This window comes from Carnimonas nigrificans ATCC BAA-78 (assembly GCF_000526695.1).
In the GTDB taxonomy this organism is placed as follows: domain Bacteria; phylum Pseudomonadota; class Gammaproteobacteria; order Pseudomonadales; family Halomonadaceae; genus Carnimonas; species Carnimonas nigrificans.
The window spans coordinates 483,890-506,296 of sequence record NZ_JAGO01000011.1 but is presented as its reverse complement, the minus strand read 5'-3'; the positions used below and the strand labels follow the sequence as shown (position 1 = coordinate 506,296).

Below are 22,407 nucleotides of genomic sequence, written 5' to 3'. Positions count from 1 at the left end.
AACTCTTCAGTTAAATACTACTAACAAAGCCGAAGCTCTGTTTAATTTGGCTCGAGAATTGACTGCTAAAGTTCTGCATAATATGAATTATGACAGTGCTAGAACACTCTAATCTCGATTATCTTAATCTCACCCGCCTGATACAGAATAAAAGGCGTTGCTCGTAAGAGCAGTGGTGAGTGACGTTGCCGTCCGAATCGAAACGAGCGCCCACACAAATTGTCTGATCGATTTTTTAAAGAGCGTTGAAAGAAGCGGTGAACTGCTCCGTTCAAGTGGATGCGTATTCTACGCAATCCTGAGTGGAAGTCAACTGCTTTTTTGTTTTCGTTAACGTTTCCGTTAACGTTTCCGTTAATTCAACAACTCAGCGATTTTCTTCCGGAAATCAACAACTTGAAAACCTTGCTGACTTCCTCGTTGAGGCCCTGCCCCAGCGATGGAGGCGTACTTTACGCACCACACCGCTTCTTGGCAAGGGCTTTTTACAAATTAATTTCTTTCCCTGCGTTTACGCTGCTTTGCGCGCAGGCGTAAGCCCGATTAAAGCTCACCACAACAATGGCCGATAGCTCCTCGGTGGCGGCATTGTCGGTCAGTGCTGATCGTCCAGCGCTATCGCATAGCGCTCTGAAATATTTTGTCGCGAAGCCACGACATGACGCCGCATCAGCATCTCGGCCAGCTCTTCATCCCCTGACTCGATGGCATCGACGATTCTGTAGTGCTCAAGATAGGCGCGCTGCGGACGAGCACCGGCGGCACTGAACTGAGTGCGATAAAGCCGTACCAGGTAGTAAAGATCATCACACAGCGTAGTAAAGAGCATACGGTTATGACTGCCCCGCGCAATCAGGTAATGAAAGTCGAGATCGCCTTCGCGCTGAAAATACGCCTCTTCGGAGGGCATCCCCTGCTGGCGTTCATGCACCGCCAGCACCTCGCGCAGCTTTTGAATCTCCTCGTTGGTCATATTACGCGCCGCCAAGCGAGCCGCCATGCTCTCAAGGGCTTCACGCAAATCGAACAGTTCAAGCAGTTCCCGCATGGAGAGCTGGACCACCCGCGCGCCTACGTGGGGCACACGCTCAATCAACCGATACGCCTCAAGCCGCCGCATGGCTTCCCGCAACGGCCCCCGTGAAATACCGTACTCCTGCGCCAATCCTGGCTCGGTGATTTTAGTGCCGGAAGGAATTTCGCCGCGCACGATCGCTTCCTGGAGCTGCTGGAACACGCGCTCCGCGAGCGTTCGTACCTCGCCTCCCGTTTCTGTCAATTCATTCATCACGAACCTATGTGAGGGCAGCCGTTGCAATAATTCTGCAACTTACCTGAATAACACCCATAACGCACACCTATCCCTCTTCATTCTGCACGGTCGATAAGCCTGGCGACATGCTGTGGTTTCTGAAAGGGCAACGAGTGGTCGGTTCCACTCAGTTGCACCGTTCGCCACGCTGGCTGAGTACGCGCCAACTGCTGATGATAATCGCGCAGAGTGTGGGGACTGTTGCCACCGACAATAGACAGCACCTGCTGCTGTGCTGCCAATATTGCTGCTCTATCCAGCGACATAATGGCTTCGGTAACGCAATCAAGGGCATTGGCGAACCCTAGCGGGCGCTCGGCCAGCCTGGCGGTAATGATTCTCTCGACACGCGGGTTACGCGAACGATGCGGAGCGATCAGCGCCAGAAAACGGTCGATGCCTTCCTTCCCTTGCGTTTTTCTAATCAACCGAGCCGCTTCTTGATAACCGGCACGCATACTCCGCATCTCTTCGAGATCAGCGCGCTCCAAAAGGCCCGGCTCAAGCAGCGTCACCTCCACAATGCGATCCCTCAAGCGTTCCTTGAGTAGCATGGTCATTAAGCCACCAAAGGAGTACCCAGCAACATCGAACTGCTCGAACCCTTGCTGATCCACCAGTGCTACGAGATCGTCAACCACCTGGGACGCGCTGAAAGGCACCTCAGCACCCTCCGGCGATGCGGTTCTTCCCGCCCCGCGCAAGTCAGGAATCAATATAGCGCAGCGTGGCTGCAACTGTTCAACGACGCCCTTCCAGGTCAACCCTCCCGCCACACCAGCGCCATGGAGCAACAACAATGGCCGCCCTTCTGCTGCACATGACAAGCGCCGCCAGAAAAGCCGCTGATCGCTTAACGCAAGCGTTCCTTCACGCAAGGTGTAGCAAGATGCCATCACAATCTCCCTGAACAAGTATGGCCTGGTATTATCCTCGCCTTGTCTAGTGGCCTCAATCGCCCTACCGTACCCTCCTTACCTTTGCCATTGAATTTGTGGAATACCATGGCCACTGCTGCTTATCGTGTTACCTCCATCGCGACACCGCTCGATTACTCGCCAACTCCTATTGCCTACTTCAGTGCCGTGCGACATCTGCCGGGAGCTGTTCTGCTCGATAGTGGCGCGCCTTCGCCTACCGCAGGCCGCTTCGATATCATCTCGGCCCTGCCGCTTGCCACGCTGACGACCGATGCGTATGGCAATGCCCATTGCGACGGGCACACGGCACTTGCCAAAGATCCCATTGCAGCCCAGCGTGAACTGCTTTCACTGCTTGTGTGTCATCGTGATCTCATACCCGAGCACCTCCCCTTTGCCGCCGGATTATTAGGCGCATGGAGTTACGAATTTGGACGGAGGCTGGAGCAGCTTGCCGTATCAGAGCAAGGCAGCGACCCCATTGCCCAGTGCGGTCTCTATGACTGGGCCTTGATTCAGGATCACCGTCTTCAGCAAAGTTGGCTGATCGCCTCTCCTGAGCGCCGTGACCAAATAATGCCACCGCTGGAAAAGGCATCTGCTACTGAAGCCGGCCCCTTTACGTTGAATTCACCTTTTGAGCCACTCATGTCACGCGCTCAATACGACGCCGCCTTCACTCAGGTAAAGCGCTATATCAACGCGGGTGACTGTTATCAGATCAACCTCACCCAAGCCTTTAGTGCCACTTACCAGGGGGATGAATGGAGCGCCTATCAACGCTTGCGCGCCGCAACGCCTTCCCCCTTTAGCGCGATGATGAAGGTGGGCGCAGGCTGGCTGCTTTCTGTCTCCCCCGAGCGATTTATTTCCGTGACCGACAATCAGGTCATTGCCCAGCCCATCAAGGGCACCCGTAAGCGCGGCAACACGATAGATGAGGATGAACGGTTAGCAGCAGAGCTGGAAAACAGCCTCAAGGATCGCGCCGAGAATGTGATGATTGTCGATCTCTTGCGCAATGACCTGGGGCGTGCCTGCGCAATCGGCAGCGTTACCGTGCCCATGCTTGCGGAGCGCATTGGCTATTCCAACGTGCATCATCTGGTCAGCACCGTGAGTGGCCGGCTTGCTTCCAACCGCGATGTTCACGATTTGCTGGCGGCTTCACTGCCCGGCGGCTCCATTACGGGCGCCCCCAAGCATCGCGCCATGGAGATTATCGACGAGCTGGAAGTCACCTCGCGCGGATATTACTGCGGCAGCGTTGGCTATATTGATAGCCGTGGCAACATGGATACGTCCATTGCCATTCGAACTGCTCAAGCGAAGGAAGGAAAAATCACCTTGTGGGGCGGCGGCGGGGTTGTCTCTGACTCTGACGGCGAGGATGAATATCTGGAAAGCATCACCAAGATCAACCGGCTGATGCAGGCACTTGCGGAGCTTCCCACCACGCCTTCGCGATAGATCTCCTACTTGTCTATAAGCAGGGAAGTTAACGTTATTACGCGTTGCCGCCTCATTTTGGTAGGGTAACGGCATTGTTGGCCGCCAATCATGCGGCTTGCCATTTAATGGAGATATTCATATGACCAACGAGAAAGCACTGGATCTCGATGCCATCAATCGCGACCTGGGCCATAGCGCTGAGGAGCTGGTGCGCTGGGCACTTTCCCTCGACAAGAAAGCCATCTGCACCACCAACTTTCGTCCGTTTGAAGCCGTGATTCTGCACATGGTAACGCAGGTGCAGCCGGATATTCCGATTGTCTGGATGGATAATGGTTACAATACCGATGCAACCTACCGCTTTGTCGATGAAGTCAAAAAGCGCCTCGGCCTGAACCTGATTACCTACTTGCCCAAGCGCTCGCGGGCACATCGCGAAGCCGTTGATGGCCCTACGCCAGCCCTCGATGACCCGCGTCACGAAGCCTTTACCGAAGAGGTAAAGCTGGAGCCGTTCACCCGGGCCTTGCGCGAAACCAGCCCCGGTGTCTGGTTTACCGCGCTGAGAGCAAGCGACACTGCCGTGCGCGCCACTATGGAGCCGGTCAGCATCAATCAGGATGGCCTTATCAAGGTAGCGCCGTTGCTCCATTGGTCATCCAAGGATCTCTACGAATACCTTCAGGCCCATGACCTTCCCAATGAGTTCGATTATGTCGATCCCACCAAGGGCGAAGAGAATCGCGAGTGTGGCCTTCACTTGCAGCACTGATATTGCCGCTAACCGTTGCACCCACTCCTAGACAGCGGCGAAACCGGTCATCACACAGTAGTTTTCACAGCAATTCTGATAGGCATCCAATGAAAAACCCCCGGCACCTTTCAATGCCGAGGGTTCATTTTTGCGTTGGCGCTCGCCGTTATTCGTCCATAAAGGAGCGCAGCGATTCCGAACGTGAAGGATGACGCAACTTGCGCAGCGCCTTGGCTTCGATCTGACGAATACGCTCACGGGTAACATCAAACTGTTTACCCACTTCTTCCAGCGTGTGGTCGGTATTCATATCAATACCGAAACGCATGCGGAGCACCTTCGCTTCACGCGCTGTCAGCCCACCAAGCACGTTGCGGGTCGCTTCGATCAAGCCTTCGCCGGTAGCGGAATCAATGGGAGAGATCATCGCACCATCTTCAATGAAGTCACCCAGATGGGAGTCATCATCATCGCCAATGGGCGTCTCCATCGAGATCGGCTCCTTGGCAATCTTCAGCACCTTGCGCACTTTCTCTTCCGGCATTTCAAGGCGTTCACCCAGCTCTTCAGGCGTAGGCTCACGCCCCATCTCCTGAAGCATCTGACGGGATACGCGATTGAGCTTGTTGATGGTCTCAATCATGTGCACCGGAATACGGATGGTACGCGCCTGATCCGCAATCGAGCGAGTAATGGCCTGACGAATCCACCAGGTTGCGTAGGTCGAGAACTTGTAACCGCGACGATATTCGAACTTGTCCACGGCCTTCATCAAGCCGATGTTGCCTTCCTGAATCAGATCGAGGAACTGCAAGCCACGGTTGGTATATTTCTTCGCAATGGAGATAACCAGACGCAGGTTGGCCTCAACCATCTCTTTCTTGGCACGACGCGCTTTCGCTTCACCGATAGAAAGGCGGCGGTTGATCTCTTTCAGCTCGGCAACCGAGAGACTTACCTCTTCCTGCTCTTCGGCAATACGGCGCTGGGCACGCAGAATATCGGGACGATAGATTTCCAGACCTTCAGCGTATTTGGGGTGCTTGGCGATAAACTCGTCAAGCCACTGCTGATTGCTCTCGTTCGCCGGGAAGGAAGAGATAAAGGTCTTGCGTGGTACGCGCGCGCGCTTCACAAAGATCTGCATGATGCGTTTTTCGTTCGCACGCACCTGCTCGATGGTGATACGCACCTGCAAAATAAGGCGTTCGAAATGCTTGGGCACCAGCTTGATCGGTGAGAACAGCTCGGCAAGACGCTCCTGCGCAACAATAACGTCCGGTGCATCACGACCGTTTTTGGCGATCAGCGCCTTGACCAGATCATTCTGCTCACGAATCTGCTCGAAGCGCACCTTGGCCAATTCAGGATCGGGGCCACCTTCATTGGTGTTATTGCTGTCATCATCCTCGTCGTCTTCATCGTCCTCATCGACGTCAGACTCCTCATCGGACTCTTCTGCCGAGAGGTCGATCTCTTCCTCGACCTCGGCAACACCGGGCACGCCTTCATCGGGGTCGATGAAGCCGCTGAAGAGATCGGAAAGACGACCGCCCTCTTCTCCCTGGGTGCCATCAAAGACGGTCAGGATGGTGTCTACTGCGCCCGGCAAAAATGCCAGCGCCGACATGACCTCGCGAGTACCCTCTTCGATACGCTTGGCGATTTCGATTTCGCCTTCGCGAGTCAGCAGCTCTACCGTACCCATTTCACGCATATACATGCGCACGGGATCAGTGGTACGCCCGACTTCAGTTTCAACGGCTGCCAGTGCAGCTACCGCCTCTTCTGCAGCACTCTCGTCAGTGGAGCTATCCGACATCATCAGATCATCGGCGTCGGGCGCCTCCTCAACGACATTAATACCCATGTCATTGAACATGCTGATAATATCTTCAACCTGATCTGGATCGGCAATATCTTCAGGAAGATGATCGTTGACCTCAGCGTAGGTCAGGAAGCCTTGCTCCTTGCCTCGCGCGATCAATTCCTTAAGACGCGACTGCGGTGTATTTCCAGCCATAGAAACCTGTCTCGACGAATTAAATGGATCATGCCGCCGCTCACTAAAAAAATAGCGCCGTCTCACTAGAACGGACGTGGCAACATGTAATTCCTACTACTGCAAAACACAAGTCAAGCGTATCGCTCTCAACTGCATGTGCCTACGCGAGCGCCATGCTCTGAAATGTTTTGCAGCCTGTCATTTTTGCCGTATTACGCTTTCATCCATACGGCGATCTCGCGTACTACGGTCTATCCACAGCAGGCATCAAACTACTGCCCTCATCACCTGCTGCGTTTAACCTGTTTGTTCCTCAAATGGGGCGTTACGCCTGGCATTTCAACCCTTGGCGCGCCCATCAGCGCCTGCCCAGCTCCTCAATGAGTGCCAAAAGACGCTGCTGCTGTGTCGCTGTCAGCTTCTGTCCTTCGCGGGTGATCGCCAGGAGCTGCTGGTACTCTTCTTCCGGCGAGAGCCGCTGGCGCCGCTGGTAAAGCATCTCGATAAGGGCGCGCAGCTCCGTCGCCTGATCCTCGCGTCTGATATCGGTAGGACGCCTGAGGAGCGCACTCAGCGGCTCCCCCTGGTCAGTGCCATGAAAATGCGCCAGCAGTACCTGGGAAGAGCGATAGCCTCCCGCTTTCAGCAAACGGGCCACTTCTATAAAAAGTAGACCATCCTCGTTTTCAGGGCACCAATCATTTTGTTCAGGAAGCTCGCTCACCAGCTCCGGATTGTGCACCAGCAGATGCAGCGCCCGCGTAATGGGGGCAGTGCCGATATGAACCTTTGCTGCGCGCCCTGGAGAAGCAGCATGTTGATTATCGGCGTGACCTTCAACAGCGTGATCTACCACCCCCTGTTCCTGCACATGACTACTCTGAGTCGCAGGAGTGACGAATTGTTCCAGACGCGCCACGCTGATACCGCTGCGCGTCGAGAGTTCTTCCATCAACAGGGAGTGAAGTACGCCCTGGGGCAGCAGACGGAGCTTTTCGAGCACATGCGCAACGAATCGCTCACGCCCTTCGACACGCTTGAGATCGACTCCCTCACGCGCCTGATCAAACAGAAACTCTGACAACGGGCTGGCGCACTCGATGCGCGCCTGAAAGGCTTCCCGCCCTTCCTGACGCACCAGCGAATCAGGGTCTTCCCCTTCAGGCAGAAACAAAAAGCGCGCCTGCCGGCCATCAATCATTGACGGCAGCGCCACTTCAAGCGCCCGCCGGGCAGCACGACGTCCGGCACCATCACCGTCAAAACAGAACACCACTTCATCGACCAAACGGTAGATGCGCGTCAGGTGCTCGTCAGTAATCGCGGTGCCCAGAGTAGCGACTGCGTTATGAATGCCGTTCTGCGCCAGCGCAACAACATCCATATAGCCTTCCACGACCACCAGCCGGGCGATATTGCCCTTCTGCTGGCGCGCTTCATACAGGCCATACAGCTCACGCCCCTTATGAAATACCGGCGTCTCGGGGGAGTTCAGATACTTGGGCTTTGCATCTCCCAGTACACGGCCGCCAAATCCAAGCGTTCTCCCCTTCCAGTCACGAATAGGGAAGATAACGCGATTGCGGAACAGGTCCCAGGTGCGCGAATCCTCCTCGCGCTGACGCAAAAGCCCGTACTCCACCTGCACGCTTTCAGCCACCGAGTGACCGTTGAGATATTGCTTGAGGCCATCCCAACCATCGGGCGCAAAGCCAATCGCAAAGGCGTCGATAATATCGCTGTTCAGGCCACGACCATTGAGATAGCGACGCGCCTCGTCAGCGTGCGGTTCGGTCAACTGCTGCTTGAACCAGCCGGACGCCAGCTCCAGCAAATTGACTCCGGCATCGCGCTTGCGGCGCTGGGCGGCTATTTTCTCCTTCTGCGCGGCAGGCAGATGGTCGTCTTCACGCTCCACTTCCATGCCCTGACGCTGCGCTAGCTGCTCAACCGCTTCAGGAAAACTCAAGCGGTCATATTCCATCAGGAAACGCAGCGCGTTGCCGTGAGCACCACAGCCGAAGCAGTGATAAAACTGTTTTTCACGGCTGACGGTAAAGGAAGGCGACTTTTCATCATGGAAGGGACACAGCCCAGACAGATTGCGCCCAGCCTTCTTGAGCACCACCCGTTCACCTACCAGTTCACCAATATCAACCCGCGCAAGCAGATCATCAATAAAGCGCTGAGAGATGGGTCCAGCCACGCTAATCTCCGCCAGGAATATTCACGACCAGCAGTGAAGGAAATACATGCCGCTGAAGCACATCAATGGATACAAGGATGCGCATCACCGGCTATAGAATACGAAAGGCCGCCGAAATGGCGGCCAATCAACCCTCTAGAAGCGGCGGGCTACCGCTTCGGGTACGCAGTATCAATCAGGGATCAATACAGACGTTCGAAACGCTTACGTTCACGCTGAAGTTTCTTGGCATGACGTTTCACAGCAGCAGCTGCTTTACGTTTACGCTCGGTAGTCGGTTTTTCATAGTGTTCACGGCGACGGACTTCAGAAAGAACGCCCGCTTTTTCGCAGGAACGCTTGAAACGACGGAGAGCGACATCGAACGGCTCGTTGTCACGTACTTTGACGGAAGGCATTAAGCGATCACCACCTTAAGGGTAAGTCGATTTATGATAAATCGCGCCCCAGGTATTCACCTGCCCGGAGTGCGGCCCAATTAAGAGACACGGCATTCTACAGCTCGCCCCGTCCATTTGCAATCCAAACTCTTCTTTCTCCAGCCGCGGGCTGTACGCCTGATAACGACCTGCTGATGCCTGGTTGACGGGGCCTTCGCAAGCAAGGGAAGACGTTGACCTTCAAAACAATTAGAATCTGCGCCCTGATTCCGCCCCTTTTGCGGCGGCAACGCTATTTTTTAAGCAACGGAGACGCCGATGCGTGTGCTGGGCATCGAAACATCCTGCGATGAAACCGGTATTGCTCTCTACGATACCGAACAGGGCCTGTGCGCGGATGCGCTCTTCAGTCAAATCGAGATGCACGCCGGGTATGGCGGCGTAGTGCCGGAACTGGCCTCCCGTGACCATATCCGCCGAATCCTGCCGCTGATCGAGAAGGTATTGGCCGATGCGAACCTTCAGCGCCAGCAGCTCGACGCCATCTGCTATACGGCAGGCCCGGGGCTGGTAGGTGCCCTCATGGTAGGCGCCAGTACCGCCCATGGCCTCGCCCACGCACTGAATATCCCTGTACTGGGCGTTCATCACATGGAAGGCCACCTGCTAGCCCCCATGCTGGAAGAGAACCCGCCCGCCTATCCCTTCGTTGCGCTGCTGGTATCCGGCGGCCACACGCAGCTGGTCGATGTGGCAGGCCACGGTGACTACCGTCTGCTCGGTGAATCCATTGATGATGCGGCGGGCGAAGCCTTCGACAAGGTTGCCAAGATGCTGGGGCTTTCCTATCCGGGCGGCCCTTCCGTCTCGCGGCTGGCCGAACAGGGTGACCCTACCGCTCTGCGCTTCCCTCGTCCCATGACCGACCGGCCCGGGCTCGATTTCAGCTTCTCAGGGCTAAAAACCCACACCCTCACCTGCTTGCGCCAGATGGATGCCGATAACGCTCTTACCGAGCAGGGCAGAGCCAACGTGGCCCGTGCCTTTGAGGAAGCCGTTATCGACACCATCGTGATCAAATGCCGCCGCGCGCTCGAACAGACCGGCCGCGACCGACTGGTAGTGGCAGGAGGCGTCAGCGCCAATCAACGCCTGCGCGCTCAGCTTGAGCCTGCACTACGCAAAAAGTGCCCAACTGCCAGGGTGTTCTATCCTGCCGCACGCTTTTGTACCGACAATGGCGCCATGATCGCTTATGCGGGCGCACTGCGTTTACAAGGCGGCGAACGGGACAGCAGCGGCCCCGTAGTTACCGCACGCTGGCCCCTCGCAGAACTATCCCCGACCACCGCCCCCTCTTCGGAGCATCATGCACATGGCTAGTATCTTGATCGAAGGGTTGGCATTCGACGCCGTGATTGGCGTGTACGAATGGGAAAAGAAGATTTACCAAAAGCTGCGTCTTGATCTGGAGATGGCGTGGGACATCAGCGCGGCGGCAGCCACCGATGATCTTGCCCATACGATCAATTACGCGGCGGTCTCTCAGCGCATCATCGAATGCGCCAATGAGCAACCGATTGAATTGATCGAAGCGATGGCTGAAAAAATAGCCGATGTTGTCAGCCACGAATTTGGCGTCAGCAAACTGCGGCTAACCCTGCGCAAACCGGGGGCGGTGCCTGAAGCTGATGCCGTGGGCGTGAGAATTCAGCGAGGTGAGTGGTAACCGATGGCGGCTGAAAAGCACAGAATTCTACTCGGCATTGGCAGTAACCTTCAGCGTAACCACCATATTGCACTGGCCCTGGATGAGCTTGCCCGGGAATTTGGCGAGCTGGATATTTCGCGGGTGTTTGAAAGTGAACCGGTAGGTATTACCGGTGCCGAGAACTTCTATAACCTGGTGGTGGGCTTTTACAGCGATATCGATGTTGCAGCACTATCGCAGTGGACCAAGCAGTTGGAAGCCGCTACTGGCCGACGCCCCGAAGATGGCCGTGCAGCGCCGAAACACCTTGATATAGATCTGCTTTGTGTAGGCAATCTGCATGGTGTGGTAGATGGCATTACGCTGCCCAGAGACGAAATTCTGACCAGCGCTTTCGTGCTGCGCCCGCTGGCAGAGTCCTTCGGCAGTGAAGTTCATCCTGTATTAGCGCTGAATTACGCTGTTTTGTGGGGCAGGTTCCGTCAGGCTCAACGGCTATGGCCGGTGGAGTTCCAGTGGAGGGGCACTACCATCTCCCGCACAGATGCGCAGCCCACAGAAAAACCACTCTCCTGACCGACTTTTGCGCGCCTCGCCTTGATATCCAGCCCCTCACGCACGAAGGGGCTTTCGTATTCCTGCCATTACTTCTTATTCACTGGGGCATCACCCGCCAATACTGCGTGCCGGGCCTTGGCGAGATATTCACCAATCTGCTTGCCCTTGATCCCCTGCTCTACCCAGAGACGCGGTGATAGCGCGCGCGCCTGTTCAAGCCGTACACCCAGCGTGTCGGTATCAAGCAGCGGTGCATACACGCTGAGTAACGGCAGCAATCGGCTCCAGCGCTCAGGCTTGCGCCATATATCAACGCTATTGCACCAACCTAGCCATCGGTCAGCGTCACAGCAGGAGTGGTTCAAGCGTTCGACCGAGAGTGCCAGCAGACGCGCCAGCTCCCGCACTTCCGTAGGCAGCTTGAGACGCTCGGCCAGTGCGCTACGCTGCTCATCCTCCAGAGGCAGTACCAGCGCCGCCCAACGTGGCGCCGCATCACGAATATCTGTCTCAACCGCCCGAGCCAGGGAGGAGAGACAGCTTTCAAAGCGGCTTTTATCCTCCAGCTCCGCAAACCATGGTGACAGAGCATCAGCACGAAATAGTGTGGTGAAGTAGCGGTCGGGCTGCCGTTCAGAGAGCGCCTTGAAGGTTTCCTGCTGCACCCGTTCAGCCGCCAGTTCACCCAGCTCGCCTGCATGGGCAAGCTGTTTGCATAGCGCCAGGGTCGACTCCGCCGGCTGAAACCCCAGCGGCGCATAGCGCGCATCAAAACGCGCCAACCGCAGCACCCGCAGGGGGTCTTCGACAAACGCAGGGCCGATATGCCGAAGCCGACGTGCCTCGATATCCGCCACTCCGCCGAAAGGATCGACCAGGCTGCCATCAAGCCGCTCGGCAATGGCATTAATGGTCAGATCGCGGCGTTCAAGGTCCTGTTCCAGCGTCACCTGCGGCGATGCATGGACCTCAAAACCGGTATAGCCCCGCCCTGCCTTGCGCTCGGTTCTCGCCAGCGCATACTCTTCATCGGTATCAGGATGCAGAAACACCGGGAAGTCGCGCCCAACCTGAAGAAAGCCTCGTGCCAGCATCTCATCGACACTGCTCCCCACCACCACCCAATCGTGATCGCTATAGGGATGGCCCAATAAACGGTCGCGTACCGCGCCGCCTACCAGATAGACCTCCAGCCCATCCAACGCGCTGCTGTCACTCACTGGCCGACCCACTCCGGATGACGCTGTTGCCATGCGGTAAAGCCACCGTCGAGGCTATAGACATCACTGAACCCCTGCTCGGCCAGCCAGCCTGCCGCTCCCTGGCTGGAGTGGCCGTGATAGCACACCACCACCAGCGGTTGCTGTTTGGGAGCACTCTCCAGAAAATGCGTCAGCGACACATTATCAAGATGGGTCGCCCCCACCACATGGGCATCGGCAAAGCTGACCGGATCGCGAATATCCACCAGAGTCACCTCTTCTTCATGATCTAGCCACTGCGCCAGCGTATCCGTATCAAGATGCTTGAATGACATGGCAGCTCCCTCGTTGGTCGTCGAGAATTGAATAGTAGTAGAGCGGCATTGACCTGCGGGTCATGCTCGACTGGTGGCCGCCACGCTAACGCGCTCACCGCTTTCCAGCGACATGGCGGTCAGGGCGCCGCCCCACGCGCAGCCGGTATCGAGCGCTTCACAGGCAATCTGCGCACCGGAAGTACGCCCTTCCAGCGCCGCCCAGTGCCCGAACAACAGCCGTAAGGAGTCACTGCGCCGATAGTGAAACCAGGGATTAAAGCCTCGTGGCGCAGATTGCGGCCCCAGTTTGGCGGAAAAATCCAGGCGGCCTGTGGCATCAATGAAACGCATGCGCGAGAACACATTCAGAATGGCACGCAGCCTGTCCCAGCCGCGCAAGGATTCTTCAAAATGGTCGGGGGAATTGCCATAGAGATGCTGCATCAGCACTTTCCAGTCACTCCCCCTCAGCACCGCTTCAGCTTCACCTGCATAGCGTTGCGCATCATCCAATGACCACTGCGGTAGAATGCCTGCGTGCACCATACAGACCGCGTTATCCTGCGAAGCAACCAATAGCGGCCGATGGCGCATCCATTCGATCAGCTCAGCCGCATCAGGTGCGGCGAGAATAGGCTTGATGGTATCGTTGCGCTTGGCCTTTTGTGCCCCTGCTGCCACTGCCAAAAAATGCAGGTCGTGGTTTCCCAGTACCATGGTGGCATTCAGCGAACGCGCCAGACGCAGCGCCCCCAGTGAACGCGGGCCTCGATTAATCAGATCCCCCACCAGCCATAGCTCATCCTGAGCGGAGTCGAAGCGCACCTTCTCCAGCAATGCTTCCAGCTCGTCAGCGCAACCGTGCACATCGCCCACTACCCACCTGGTCATGATCTCTCCTGCTGCTCGCTATACCGGTTAGTGATGCGCACAAACTCTTCGAGCGTGACCGTCTCGGGGCGACGGGTCGGGTCAATATCAAGAGCGCTTAACGTGTCGCTGTCTACCCAGCCCTTCAGGGTATTACGCAGGGTTTTACGCCGCTGGGAAAACGCCTGACGCACCACGGCGGCCAGAGCATCTATATCGTTGGCCTTGAATTCCGGTTCGCTGCGCGGGGTAAGCCGCACAATCATGGAATCCACCTTGGGGCGAGGCACGAAGGCTTCGGGCGGCACGATAAAGAGACTCTCAACGCGGCAGTGGTACTGCGCCATCACCGACAAGCGCCCCCAGTCACCGCTACCAGGACGTGCCGCCAGACGTTCGACCACTTCCTTTTGCAGCATGAAGTGCATATCGCGGATGGTGTCCGCCCCGAATGACAGCAGCTTGAAAATAAGAGGCGTCGAAATGTTATAGGGCAAGTTCCCCACCACACGCAGTGCCGGGCCATCTCCCTGCAATTCACTGAAATCGAAGTTCAGCGCGTCGGCCTGATGTACATGAAAGTCAGGATAATTGAAGAACTGGGTACGCAAGCCCGGCACCAGATCACGGTCCAGCTCGATGGCATCCAGCTGCCCTACGGCTTCCAGCAACTGCTCGGTAATCGCCCCCTGCCCCGGACCAATTTCAACCAAACGATCGCCCTGTTTGGGCCGAATGGAAGAGACAATGCGTGCGATGATATTGCCATCACGCAGAAAGTTTTGGCCGAACCGCTTGCGCGCGCGATGACCGCCGGTAGGTGATAGCGTTTCACCCTGAGTAGGCTTTGACATGCTGAATTCCACTTGCCTGAACACGCGGCCTGCGCCGCAAAAAAAGACACTCGCCATCAGTGCGAGTGTCCTCAGTGTAACTGATCAATACCACTGCGCCCATGCACACGCGGCGCAGCCCGATATCACAGCGGTGATGACTTATTGCTGCGGCTGCTGTTGCGCACCGCCGCCCATCGGCATCATCGGCCCGATTCCCTTGTCGTTGGGATACAGGCGATTATCGACGTAAGCCTCGGAGCGAATTTGCTGCAACCAGGTTTGCAACTCGTCCTGCGCCTTGCGCTGGAACAGCGCGCGACGCGCCTGCTCACGCTGCTGATCAACGGTCACGTCTTTCTGACGATGATCCTGTAGTTCAATCAGGTGCCAGCCAAACTGCGTTTTGATCGGCTGAGACAGCTGACCAATGGTGCCGCGATGCAAATAGTCGTTGAACGGGCCAACGGTATCGCCGTCATTCACCCAGTCCATCTGACCGCCGGAGAGTGCCGAACCGTGGTCATCGCTGTATTGCTTGGCGAGCTGAGCGAAGTCGGCGCCGCTTTCGATTTTCTGACGCAGCTCAAGCGCCAGCTGGTGGGCCTGTTCGTCAGTCCGAATCGGGTTAGGTGAAATCAAAATATGACGCGCCTTGAACTGCTCGACCTTGACCGGTGCCTGCTGACCACCACGGCGCTCAATCAGGCGCACCAGATGGATGCCGCTGGCACTGCGCACCGGCTGACTGACCGTACCCACGGTAAGATTAGGCACCACGCTTGAGAAGAGCGTTGGCAGCTCTTGCTGCGAACGCCAGCCGAGATCGGCGCCCTCTACCTGGCTGGAGCTGCCCTGGTCATTCTCGTCTGCGTTTTGATTGGCGTCGGCAGCCGCCTGCTCAAGGCTTTCACCGTTAAGAATGCTGTTGCGCAACTGCGAGGCACGCTGCTGCGCGGCCCTGACCTGCTCATTGGTGGCTCCATCAGGCAGCGGAATCAGCAGCTGCGCTACGTGATACTGCACGCCAGTGGCTGCCGCCTGATTTTCAAGGAGCTGATTGACCTCTTGATCGGACACTCGCACCTGCCCGCCCACGCTGCCCTGCTGTACCTGAGAGATCAGGATTTCGCGGCGAATCTGCTGGCGAACTTCATCATAGGAAAGCCCCTGACGGCGCAGTGTCTGAACGAACTGCTCGGAACTCATATGGTTGCGGCTGGCGACTTCGGCAACCGCTTGATCCAACTGCTGATCACTGACGTTCAGGTTGGCGCGCTTGGCCAACTGCAACTGGATATGCTCAAGGATCAGACGATCAAGCACCTGCCGCTGTAGTATGTCCTGCGGCGGAAGCTGCCCACCTTCACTGCTGACCTGCTGACGCACCTGCGCCATGCGTGCCTGCAGCTCGCTGGTCATGATCACTTCCTGATTGACTACCGCAGCGATGCCTTCAAGCTGCTGCTCCGGTGCCGCGGCCCCTGACTGCTGACTGGCAGACATCTGCTGGGCATATACCGGCGCTGCCGCACCCAAGGTTACCACCATTCCCAGAGGGAGCAGCATCGCCCGCGTCGACACGGGAAGACGCAGCCTCGCAGCCTTATTGCCATTCTTCATTATACGAACCTTGAACTTGACCAAGTAGCTGTTGGCACCTCGCCAGCATAAGCGTTGGCGCCGGAGAATCGAGCGGTTACATACCGCCTCGTCGGATGCGCAAAGCATCCCGAATCAAACGGCGCTTGTCCAGCCATAGGAACAAGCGCACGGGGTACAAGGGTTAGAAACCCGAGGGTCTATACCCTGGGACTGCGTCCTGGAAGTACGGTTCCGGGTTGGAACCAAGGCCGCCAAGTCCCTTGAAGATAAAGCGCAGGAAGACACCGCTTTTCGATTTATCGTCGTCGATACGGTTAAGTGTATCGTCGTCGTCGATGTATTTACGCCACGCTACCTGCACCGCATAGCAGCAATCGTTGAACTGGATGCCCGCCAGTTTCTCAAGCGAACGGCTGTTGGTCTGGTCGTACAGATAGCGCCCCACCAACGATACCGAAGGCGAAATGGCCCAGGCACCGGAAACATCGAACTCATTACGGTTATAGCCAAGACGATCATCGCGGTCACCGGAGGAATCGAAGCCTTCGCGTTCCCAGCGGTTACCGATATTGAACGCATTACCGTTGTCGAGATTGTGATAATGCACGTAGAGATCGTTGCGCTCCGCATTGCCGCGCTCAGTGTCATAGAACATCGCATAGCTCGCGCTCCAGTCGCGGTTGATGTTCCAGGTAGCGCGTGCGATGGCCGGCGAGTAGTCACGCGTCAGGTCATAGTTATATTTGTCGCGCGGCCCTTTGCCATTGGGACCGAAGTATTTCGACGGGTCATCATCGGTCACATGGCGATTTTCGAAGAAGTAGCTCTGCCCCAGATCAAACGTGAAACGCTGGAAGCCTGAGTCGTCATCGAAGAAGCTGGTGCTGACACCGTAGGAGATCTTGTTCACGTCACCAATACGGTCAATGCCGTTGAAGCGATAGGGAGACCACAGATCCTCGTAGGAAGGCGAACGCAGCGCCGTATCGAATTCAGGCAGCTTGCTCTGGTCGCGATAAGGTACGTAGGCGTAGTAAAGCCGCGGAGTAAGCGTCTGGCGATAGGCATTTCCGAACATCGACGAGTGGCGTTCGAACACCAGTCCTGAATCCACGCTGAATACCGGCACGGCACGATCGGGGGAAGAGTCCCAGTTGCGGTTCTGAGGGCTTTTCCAGTCGAGATCGTACTGGGTCAGATACATCTGCACGCGTGGTTCGAAGAAGCCCCAGGTCGGATCGTTGCGATAGCCGATGGCAGGCGCAATGTTGAAACGCGCGCCATTTACCTTCTGCGTCAGATAATCCTTGCTGCCTGGCATGTCCTCGGTACGCCACGAAACTTCATGATGGTAATAATCGTAGGACTCACTACGGTGGAAGTAGGTCGCGTTGGAGTTGAACTCTTCATAGAAGCCGTTCTCCTGCTGCCACAGCGCGTTGGCTGTCAATGACGGCAGCTCGTTGAACGGTTTATCCTCAGGATCGACCGGATCATCCATTATCTGATAACCGCGTGCGCGGGCCTGCAAGTGCCACACATCGCCTGCGTAGTCGAGCATCGCAATGCTTTGCAGGTTGTCGCGGTTCTGTTCGTCAAATGAATTGCCGAAATCATCGAAGTAGTCGCCGTCACTGGCACGAGCATACTTCATGCGGTAGGTCAGGCGATCAGTGAAGCTGCCGCTGTGATCGTAGTTGAAATACCAGCGATCATCTCCGTGGTGATCAGTGTCATTGCCAGTGCTGTGAGCACCATCATTGGCCAGATAGTTACCTTCTATCAGCCCTTCATCACGCTCGCCCCGATAGCGGAACTGCCCTCCCATCATCAAGCCACGCCCTGTCATGACGCGCGGCGTTACCGTAGCGTCGTAGTTGGGCGCAAGGTTCAGATAGATCGGCTGGTTGTAGTCGAATCCATTGTCGCTGCTAACCCCCACTGTGGGGTAGAGCAGCCCGGTAAGACGACGGTCATCAATGGGGAAGCGCATCCACGGCCAGTAGAAGACGGGCACATCATGGATACGGAATTTGGTATTGGTAGAAGTACCGTACCCTTCCGCGCGATTGATCACGATCTGATCGCCCTGGATTTTCCACAGGCTGCTATCAGGATCACAACTGGTGAAAGTGGCGTTACGCATCATATAGCGGCCATCGTCGAGGCGCTCAAGGCGATCAGCGTCGCCACGCGCATGGGACGAATGAAACACGTAATGCGCTTGCTCTACGTCGGCAGCGTTGCTGTTGACCGCAGCGCTGCCGGTGGTACCACGCACCAGAATATTGGGCTGGCGGTAGGTAACGGGGCCGGTCAGGTTAACCCGCGAGCGATCTTCGTTAAGTGTCGCCTGGCTGGCCTGAAGCTGCTGATCCTGCTGACGCACGATGACGTTACCGCTGAGCGTGGTAACGCCGGAGTCGCTGTAGCCGGCGTCGTCTGACTGGGAGTTGAGCTGGCCGTCGCCGGGCTGTGAAATCGAATAGCTGGGCGCTAGATAATAACCGCTGCATAGTTCGCCTTCAGGGCGGTTTTCGCCCCACGCATGCCAATCAAGCTGAGAGGCAGGTAGCGAGGAAGGAAGCGGTGCTGCAAAGGTAAACGCGGGCAACAGCGATGAAAATACGCCAGTCAGAGTACTCGCCGTCCAAAATAGGCGCTGAGCCATGGTGCTTGGTGTCCTTGCTTCTTGGGAATATCGCGCGATGAGCCGCAACGGCTTCATCACTTGACGTATACGAAGGGCGCGTTCAAGGTGCCTTCGGCACAACACGCGGCCATTATATTATGCGCTGGGTGCTAGCATGCGTGGTGTAGTGTGGAGCGTCAACCACGACCACGCTGCGATTTGTCATTTTTGTCCTTTATTACTCAGGAGAGTCAATGAGCGCTCGGTTCAAGGCGTTAACACACTGGGTCGCGCAACGTCACGCGCGAGCGGCACACTCATGCACGCTGACAGCAGTCGCTGATGACGCCAGTTTTCGCCGCTACTATCGACTCAATCTTGATAATGGTAGTCGCATCATAATGGATGCGCCTCCTGAAAAGGAGCCCACGCGCAGTTTTGTCGATATTGCATTGGCCTGGGGAGAGCAAAAGTTACCGGTGCCTGCCCTCTATGCTGCTGATCTCTCTCGCGGTTTTGTTGAGCTGGAAGATCTGGGCGGCACGCTTTTGACCGATCATCTGGCGACGCTTGATGAAAAAGCACAGTTGGAATGGTTACAACGCGCCATGACGCTTTCCACACAAATAGCCGCACAGCCAGCAGCAGCGCTTCCCCCTTATAACGAGCAGCGGCTGGGCATGGAACTTGACCTGTTCCCTGAGTGGGCGCTTGAGCGCTGGCTTGATATCCCGCCGCCGCCGCACTGGCAGTCACTGCGCAATCAACTGATTCGCCAGATTCTCGGCCAGCCCCAGGTGACTACCCATCGCGACTATCATTGCGGCAATCTGATGGTCGATGCCCAGCAGCAGCTTCGAGTGATTGATTTCCAGGGCGCATGGCAGGGTGCCATTGGCTATGACCCTGGCTCACTGCTGCGCGATCGCAACCTTCCCTGGAGCAGCGACATTCAACGCGCCGTATTCCAGCATCATCATCAGGCCACGCTCGACGCAGGTATTTCGCAGGAAACCTCGCTGGAGCAGCATCTTGGCTGGATAGATGAAGCCAGCGCCCAGCGCTCGTTGAAAGTGCTGGGGCTATTTTGTCGCCTGGCGCAGCGCGATGGCAAGCCACGCTATCTGCTCAACTATGAGCTGTTTTTCCTCGAACATCTCAAGCAATCGCTGAGCGCCATGGTACAGCGTGGCGCCCCTAACGCTTCGATGTGGAAGTCGCTGCTTGAGTGGCTGCAACACGAATTTGAACCTGCGCTCACTGGCGCACTCACTACACTAAAGGAGCAGCAGCGATGAAAGCGATGATTCTCGCCGCTGGACGCGGCAAGCGCATGTCGCCTCTCACCGATCACTGCCCCAAGCCGCTGCTACCGGTGGCCGGCAAGCCGCTGATCGTGCATCACATTGAACGGCTGCGCGATGCAGGAATTACCGAACTGTTAATCAATGCCGCTTATCTGGCGGATATGCTGATGGAACGGTTGGGCAATGGTCATCAGTACGGTGTCACCATCGCCTGGAGCCGTGAGGAGCAGGCGCTCGAAACCGCCGGCGGCATCCGGCAGGCACTGCCACTCCTGGGAGAAGAGCCGTTTTTGCTGGTCAATGGTGATGTATGGACCGACTTCCCGTTTAGTGAGCTAATCAACCACTCTCTCGGCGATGACCTCGCCCGCCTGGTGATGGTGCCCAATCCTGCGCACAATCCAGGCGGCGATTTCCACTTGACCGATACCCACCGTTTGCGGCTGGATGGCGAGCCACAACGGGTATACAGCGGCGTGGCCCTGATGGCTCCGGCACTGGTCGCTCACCTCCCCCTGGGTGAAGCCGTCAAATTGCTGCCGCCGCTACAAGCGGCCATCCAGCGGGATAAAGTCGGCGGCATTGATTATCGCGGCGCGTGGGTCGATGTTGGCACCCCCGAACGGCTTGCCGCACTTGACCAGCGTCTTGCCCACGCAGCCCCCTGAATCTATCGAATGAAAACATGTGCCAAGACGTATAAATGGATAAGGAGAACTCCATGAAGGCAGTCGTAAAATGGACAGATGGTCGCCAGTTTCTTGCCGAATCAGGCACTGGTCACAGTGTAGTAATGGATGGAGCGCCGGATCACGGCGGACGTAATACCGGCCCACGCCCAATGGAGATGTTATTGATGGGCCTGGGCGGCTGTACCGCCTTTGATGTGATGGAAATTCTCGAAAAGTCACGTCAGGACGTGATCGACTGCCGGGTAGAGCTGAATGCCGAGCGCGCTGATGGCGTGCCAGCGGTGTTTGAACGCATCCACGTACACTTTATTGTGATTGGCCGTAATTTGAAGGAAGCTCACGTCAAGCGCGCGGTTGACCTGTCGGCGGAAAAATATTGCAGCGCTTCGCTGATGCTGGCCCGCGGCGGTGTTGAAATTACCCACGATTACACCATCGAAGACGCAAGCTGAGTGACACTAAACACAAACGGCACGGCCAGCGGTCAACACAGGAGCTACCATGCAGACATCTACTGAGCACAAGGCCTTTGTGCTGCTGCTGGCGATTGTAAGCATCGCCTTCTTCTGGCTGATATTGCCACGCTATGGCGCCATTTTCTGGGCCATCGTGTTGGCGGTACTGTTCAATCCGATGAATGTTGCATTGACCAGAAAGCTGGGCGGAAGGCGCAATATTGCCTCGCTGCTCAGCGTACTGGTCTGTATTTTCATCGTCATCATTCCCATGTCGCTCATTCTCGGCGCCCTGATTCAGGAAGGGGCCTCCATGTATGTGCGTATCAGCAATGGGGATATTGACTTCAATGCGTATCTGGCACGCTTCCAGCAGGCGATCCCACCGAACGTCAGCGAATGGCTGCATAACAATCACCTCGGCGATCTCTCCGAGCTGCGCCAGCGCATCTCTTCTGCGGCGCTACAGGGCAGCCAGATGTTTGCGCGACGCGCCCTCAGCTTCGGCCAGAATACCCTCGACTTCATCATCAGTCTGGGCATCATGCTCTATCTGCTGTTCTTCCTGTTCAGAGATGGCGAGCGCCTGGGCGCACTGATCCGCGCCACCATTCCGCTGAGTTCTGCCTACACCAACAAGCTGCTGGCCAAATTTACTGCGGTAGTACGTGCCACGGTAAAGGGCAACGTCATCATTGCGGTGGTGCAAGGGGCCATCGGTGGCGTGACCTTCTGGTTCCTCGGCATTGAAGCGTCGCTGTTGTGGGGCGTACTGATGGCGTTCCTGTCGCTGCTGCCCGCCATTGGGGCCGCGATTGTCTGGGCCCCCGTTGCGGCGTATCTGCTGCTGGTCGGCGACTATATCAGCGGCTCCGTGCTGCTGTTCGTCGGGATCGTGGTTATTGGCCTGACGGATAACGTGCTTCGCCCGCCGCTGGTCGGCAAGGAGACCAAACTGCCTGACTACGTGGTGCTGATTTCAACTGTCGGCGGTCTATCGTTGTTCGGTATCAATGGCTTTGTGATGGGGCCATTGATTGCCGCTTTTTTCATTTCCGCCTGGACACTGTTTGGTGCCGAGCGGAAAGAGGAGGCTGCGCGCCAGTAACCCTTACGGCAGGCATGAGCGACCATGCCTGCCTTCTTCGTTAACTTGAAATTAAATTTCAATAAATTATAAAAAATAGCTACAAACA

20 protein-coding genes are annotated in these 22,407 nt (G+C 56.6%); 9 read left to right on the top strand and 11 right to left on the bottom strand.

Going from position 1 to position 22,407, the window contains the following annotated elements; genetic code table 11:
* Positions 1-595: 595 nt before the first annotated feature.
* Together L881_RS0106020 and L881_RS0106015 are read right to left on the bottom strand one after the other, a co-directional pair.
* Positions 596-1,288 (bottom strand): GntR family transcriptional regulator, encoded by a 693-nt coding sequence (locus L881_RS0106020; RefSeq protein ID WP_025732803.1) that lies wholly within the window; start codon positions 1,286-1,288, stop codon positions 596-598.
* Between the two features lie 80 nt (positions 1,289-1,368).
* The gene (locus tag L881_RS0106015) at positions 1,369-2,208 is read right to left on the bottom strand and encodes an alpha/beta fold hydrolase (protein WP_025732802.1); all 840 of its coding nucleotides are present in this window, start codon (positions 2,206-2,208) and stop codon (positions 1,369-1,371) included.
* Positions 2,209-2,316: 108 nt separating this feature from the next.
* Here L881_RS0106015 and pabB point away from each other — a divergent pair, with 108 nt between their 5' ends.
* Entirely contained in the window at positions 2,317-3,702 is a 1,386-nt protein-coding gene (pabB, locus tag L881_RS0106010) for an aminodeoxychorismate synthase component I (RefSeq protein ID WP_025732801.1), read from the top strand.
* A 121-nt stretch (positions 3,703-3,823) separates the two neighbouring features.
* Positions 3,824-4,456 carry a phosphoadenosine phosphosulfate reductase domain-containing protein gene (locus L881_RS0106005; RefSeq protein WP_034578669.1) on the top strand — a complete coding sequence of 211 codons (633 nt, stop codon included), beginning with the start codon at positions 3,824-3,826 and terminating at the stop codon, positions 4,454-4,456.
* Positions 4,457-4,604: 148 nt separating this feature from the next.
* On the opposite strand, the gene rpoD is transcribed toward L881_RS0106005, so the two are convergent.
* The 3 genes from rpoD to rpsU form a co-directional block, all read right to left on the bottom strand.
* Positions 4,605-6,461, bottom strand: coding sequence for an RNA polymerase sigma factor RpoD (rpoD, locus tag L881_RS0106000; RefSeq protein WP_025732799.1), 1,857 nt, complete (start codon positions 6,459-6,461; stop codon positions 4,605-4,607).
* Positions 6,462-6,801: 340 nt separating this feature from the next.
* Positions 6,802-8,649, bottom strand: coding sequence for a DNA primase (dnaG, locus tag L881_RS0105995; RefSeq protein ID WP_025732797.1), 1,848 nt, complete (start codon positions 8,647-8,649; stop codon positions 6,802-6,804).
* A gap of 182 nt (positions 8,650-8,831) precedes the next feature.
* A complete protein-coding gene (gene rpsU / locus L881_RS13560) occupies positions 8,832-9,047 on the bottom strand; it encodes a 30S ribosomal protein S21 (RefSeq protein WP_084055411.1) in 216 nt (71 codons plus the stop codon).
* A 300-nt stretch (positions 9,048-9,347) separates the two neighbouring features.
* Here rpsU and tsaD point away from each other — a divergent pair, with 300 nt between their 5' ends.
* The 3 genes from tsaD to folK are packed head-to-tail and all read left to right on the top strand — an operon-like array spanning position 9,348 to position 11,316.
* A complete protein-coding gene (tsaD, locus tag L881_RS0105985; RefSeq protein WP_025732795.1) occupies positions 9,348-10,412 on the top strand; it encodes a tRNA (adenosine(37)-N6)-threonylcarbamoyltransferase complex transferase subunit TsaD in 1,065 nt (354 codons plus the stop codon).
* Positions 10,405-10,758 carry a dihydroneopterin aldolase gene (gene folB, locus L881_RS0105980; RefSeq protein WP_025732794.1) on the top strand — a complete coding sequence of 118 codons (354 nt, stop codon included), beginning with the start codon at positions 10,405-10,407 and terminating at the stop codon, positions 10,756-10,758. Before tsaD ends, folB begins: the two co-directional genes overlap by 8 nt.
* 3 nt (positions 10,759-10,761) lie before the next feature.
* Positions 10,762-11,316 carry a 2-amino-4-hydroxy-6-hydroxymethyldihydropteridine diphosphokinase gene (gene folK, locus L881_RS0105975; RefSeq protein ID WP_025732793.1) on the top strand — a complete coding sequence of 185 codons (555 nt, stop codon included), beginning with the start codon at positions 10,762-10,764 and terminating at the stop codon, positions 11,314-11,316.
* A gap of 68 nt (positions 11,317-11,384) precedes the next feature.
* On the opposite strand, the gene L881_RS0105970 is transcribed toward folK, so the two are convergent.
* From L881_RS0105970 to L881_RS0105945, 6 genes are all read right to left on the bottom strand, one after another.
* Positions 11,385-12,518, bottom strand: coding sequence for a tRNA nucleotidyltransferase/poly(A) polymerase-related protein (locus L881_RS0105970; RefSeq protein WP_281172170.1), 1,134 nt, complete (start codon positions 12,516-12,518; stop codon positions 11,385-11,387).
* Positions 12,515-12,835, bottom strand: coding sequence for a thiosulfate sulfurtransferase GlpE (gene glpE, locus L881_RS0105965; RefSeq protein WP_025732791.1), 321 nt, complete (start codon positions 12,833-12,835; stop codon positions 12,515-12,517). The genes L881_RS0105970 and glpE overlap by 4 nt, the downstream gene beginning before the upstream one ends.
* 60 nt (positions 12,836-12,895) lie before the next feature.
* Positions 12,896-13,708: a symmetrical bis(5'-nucleosyl)-tetraphosphatase gene (locus L881_RS0105960; RefSeq protein ID WP_025732790.1), complete on the bottom strand. Its 813-nt coding sequence runs from the start codon at positions 13,706-13,708 to the stop codon at positions 12,896-12,898.
* Positions 13,705-14,541, bottom strand: a complete 837-nt coding sequence (gene rsmA / locus L881_RS0105955) for a 16S rRNA (adenine(1518)-N(6)/adenine(1519)-N(6))-dimethyltransferase RsmA (RefSeq protein ID WP_025732789.1) — start codon at positions 14,539-14,541, stop codon at positions 13,705-13,707. The genes L881_RS0105960 and rsmA overlap by 4 nt, the downstream gene beginning before the upstream one ends.
* A gap of 141 nt (positions 14,542-14,682) precedes the next feature.
* A complete protein-coding gene (locus tag L881_RS0105950; RefSeq protein ID WP_051464805.1) occupies positions 14,683-16,143 on the bottom strand; it encodes a peptidylprolyl isomerase in 1,461 nt (486 codons plus the stop codon).
* Between the two features lie 163 nt (positions 16,144-16,306).
* A complete protein-coding gene (locus L881_RS0105945; protein ID WP_025732787.1) occupies positions 16,307-18,796 on the bottom strand; it encodes an LPS-assembly protein LptD in 2,490 nt (829 codons plus the stop codon).
* A gap of 215 nt (positions 18,797-19,011) precedes the next feature.
* Between L881_RS0105945 and L881_RS0105940 the strand changes: the two genes are divergently transcribed.
* The 4 genes from L881_RS0105940 to L881_RS0105925 are packed head-to-tail and all read left to right on the top strand — an operon-like array spanning position 19,012 to position 22,319.
* A complete protein-coding gene (locus L881_RS0105940; protein ID WP_025732786.1) occupies positions 19,012-20,055 on the top strand; it encodes an aminoglycoside phosphotransferase family protein in 1,044 nt (347 codons plus the stop codon).
* On the top strand, positions 20,052-20,732 hold the full coding sequence (murU, locus tag L881_RS0105935; protein WP_025732785.1) for an N-acetylmuramate alpha-1-phosphate uridylyltransferase MurU: 681 nt from the start codon (positions 20,052-20,054) through the stop codon (positions 20,730-20,732). The genes L881_RS0105940 and murU overlap by 4 nt, the downstream gene beginning before the upstream one ends.
* A 53-nt stretch (positions 20,733-20,785) precedes the next feature.
* Entirely contained in the window at positions 20,786-21,208 is a 423-nt protein-coding gene (locus L881_RS0105930; protein ID WP_025732784.1) for an OsmC family protein, read from the top strand.
* A 49-nt stretch (positions 21,209-21,257) separates the two neighbouring features.
* Positions 21,258-22,319, top strand: a complete 1,062-nt coding sequence (locus L881_RS0105925) for an AI-2E family transporter (RefSeq protein WP_025732783.1) — start codon at positions 21,258-21,260, stop codon at positions 22,317-22,319.
* The last annotated feature ends 88 nt before the right edge of the window (positions 22,320-22,407 follow it).

What these genes read in the sequence shown, in the direction of transcription:
- rpsU (WP_084055411.1), bottom strand. Translation starts at nt 9,047, where the DNA reads ATGCCTTCCGTCAAAGTACGTGACAACGAGCCGTTCGATGTCGCTCTC.
- L881_RS0105930 (WP_025732784.1), top strand. Translation starts at nt 20,786, where the DNA reads ATGAAGGCAGTCGTAAAATGGACAGATGGTCGCCAGTTTCTTGCCGAA.
- L881_RS0105940 (WP_025732786.1), top strand. Translation starts at nt 19,012, where the DNA reads ATGAGCGCTCGGTTCAAGGCGTTAACACACTGGGTCGCGCAACGTCAC.
- tsaD (WP_025732795.1), top strand. Translation starts at nt 9,348, where the DNA reads ATGCGTGTGCTGGGCATCGAAACATCCTGCGATGAAACCGGTATTGCT.
- folB (WP_025732794.1), top strand. Translation starts at nt 10,405, where the DNA reads ATGGCTAGTATCTTGATCGAAGGGTTGGCATTCGACGCCGTGATTGGC.
- rsmA (WP_025732789.1), bottom strand. Translation starts at nt 14,541, where the DNA reads ATGTCAAAGCCTACTCAGGGTGAAACGCTATCACCTACCGGCGGTCAT.
- L881_RS0105925 (WP_025732783.1), top strand. Translation starts at nt 21,258, where the DNA reads ATGCAGACATCTACTGAGCACAAGGCCTTTGTGCTGCTGCTGGCGATT.
- glpE (WP_025732791.1), bottom strand. Translation starts at nt 12,835, where the DNA reads ATGTCATTCAAGCATCTTGATACGGATACGCTGGCGCAGTGGCTAGAT.
- murU (WP_025732785.1), top strand. Translation starts at nt 20,052, where the DNA reads ATGAAAGCGATGATTCTCGCCGCTGGACGCGGCAAGCGCATGTCGCCT.
- rpoD (WP_025732799.1), bottom strand. Translation starts at nt 6,461, where the DNA reads ATGGCTGGAAATACACCGCAGTCGCGTCTTAAGGAATTGATCGCGCGA.
- L881_RS0105950 (WP_051464805.1), bottom strand. Translation starts at nt 16,143, where the DNA reads ATGAAGAATGGCAATAAGGCTGCGAGGCTGCGTCTTCCCGTGTCGACG.
- folK (WP_025732793.1), top strand. Translation starts at nt 10,762, where the DNA reads ATGGCGGCTGAAAAGCACAGAATTCTACTCGGCATTGGCAGTAACCTT.
- L881_RS0105960 (WP_025732790.1), bottom strand. Translation starts at nt 13,708, where the DNA reads ATGACCAGGTGGGTAGTGGGCGATGTGCACGGTTGCGCTGACGAGCTG.
- pabB (WP_025732801.1), top strand. Translation starts at nt 2,317, where the DNA reads ATGGCCACTGCTGCTTATCGTGTTACCTCCATCGCGACACCGCTCGAT.
- L881_RS0105945 (WP_025732787.1), bottom strand. Translation starts at nt 18,796, where the DNA reads ATGGCTCAGCGCCTATTTTGGACGGCGAGTACTCTGACTGGCGTATTT.
- L881_RS0106015 (WP_025732802.1), bottom strand. Translation starts at nt 2,208, where the DNA reads ATGGCATCTTGCTACACCTTGCGTGAAGGAACGCTTGCGTTAAGCGAT.
- L881_RS0106020 (WP_025732803.1), bottom strand. Translation starts at nt 1,288, where the DNA reads ATGAATGAATTGACAGAAACGGGAGGCGAGGTACGAACGCTCGCGGAG.
- L881_RS0106005 (WP_034578669.1), top strand. Translation starts at nt 3,824, where the DNA reads ATGACCAACGAGAAAGCACTGGATCTCGATGCCATCAATCGCGACCTG.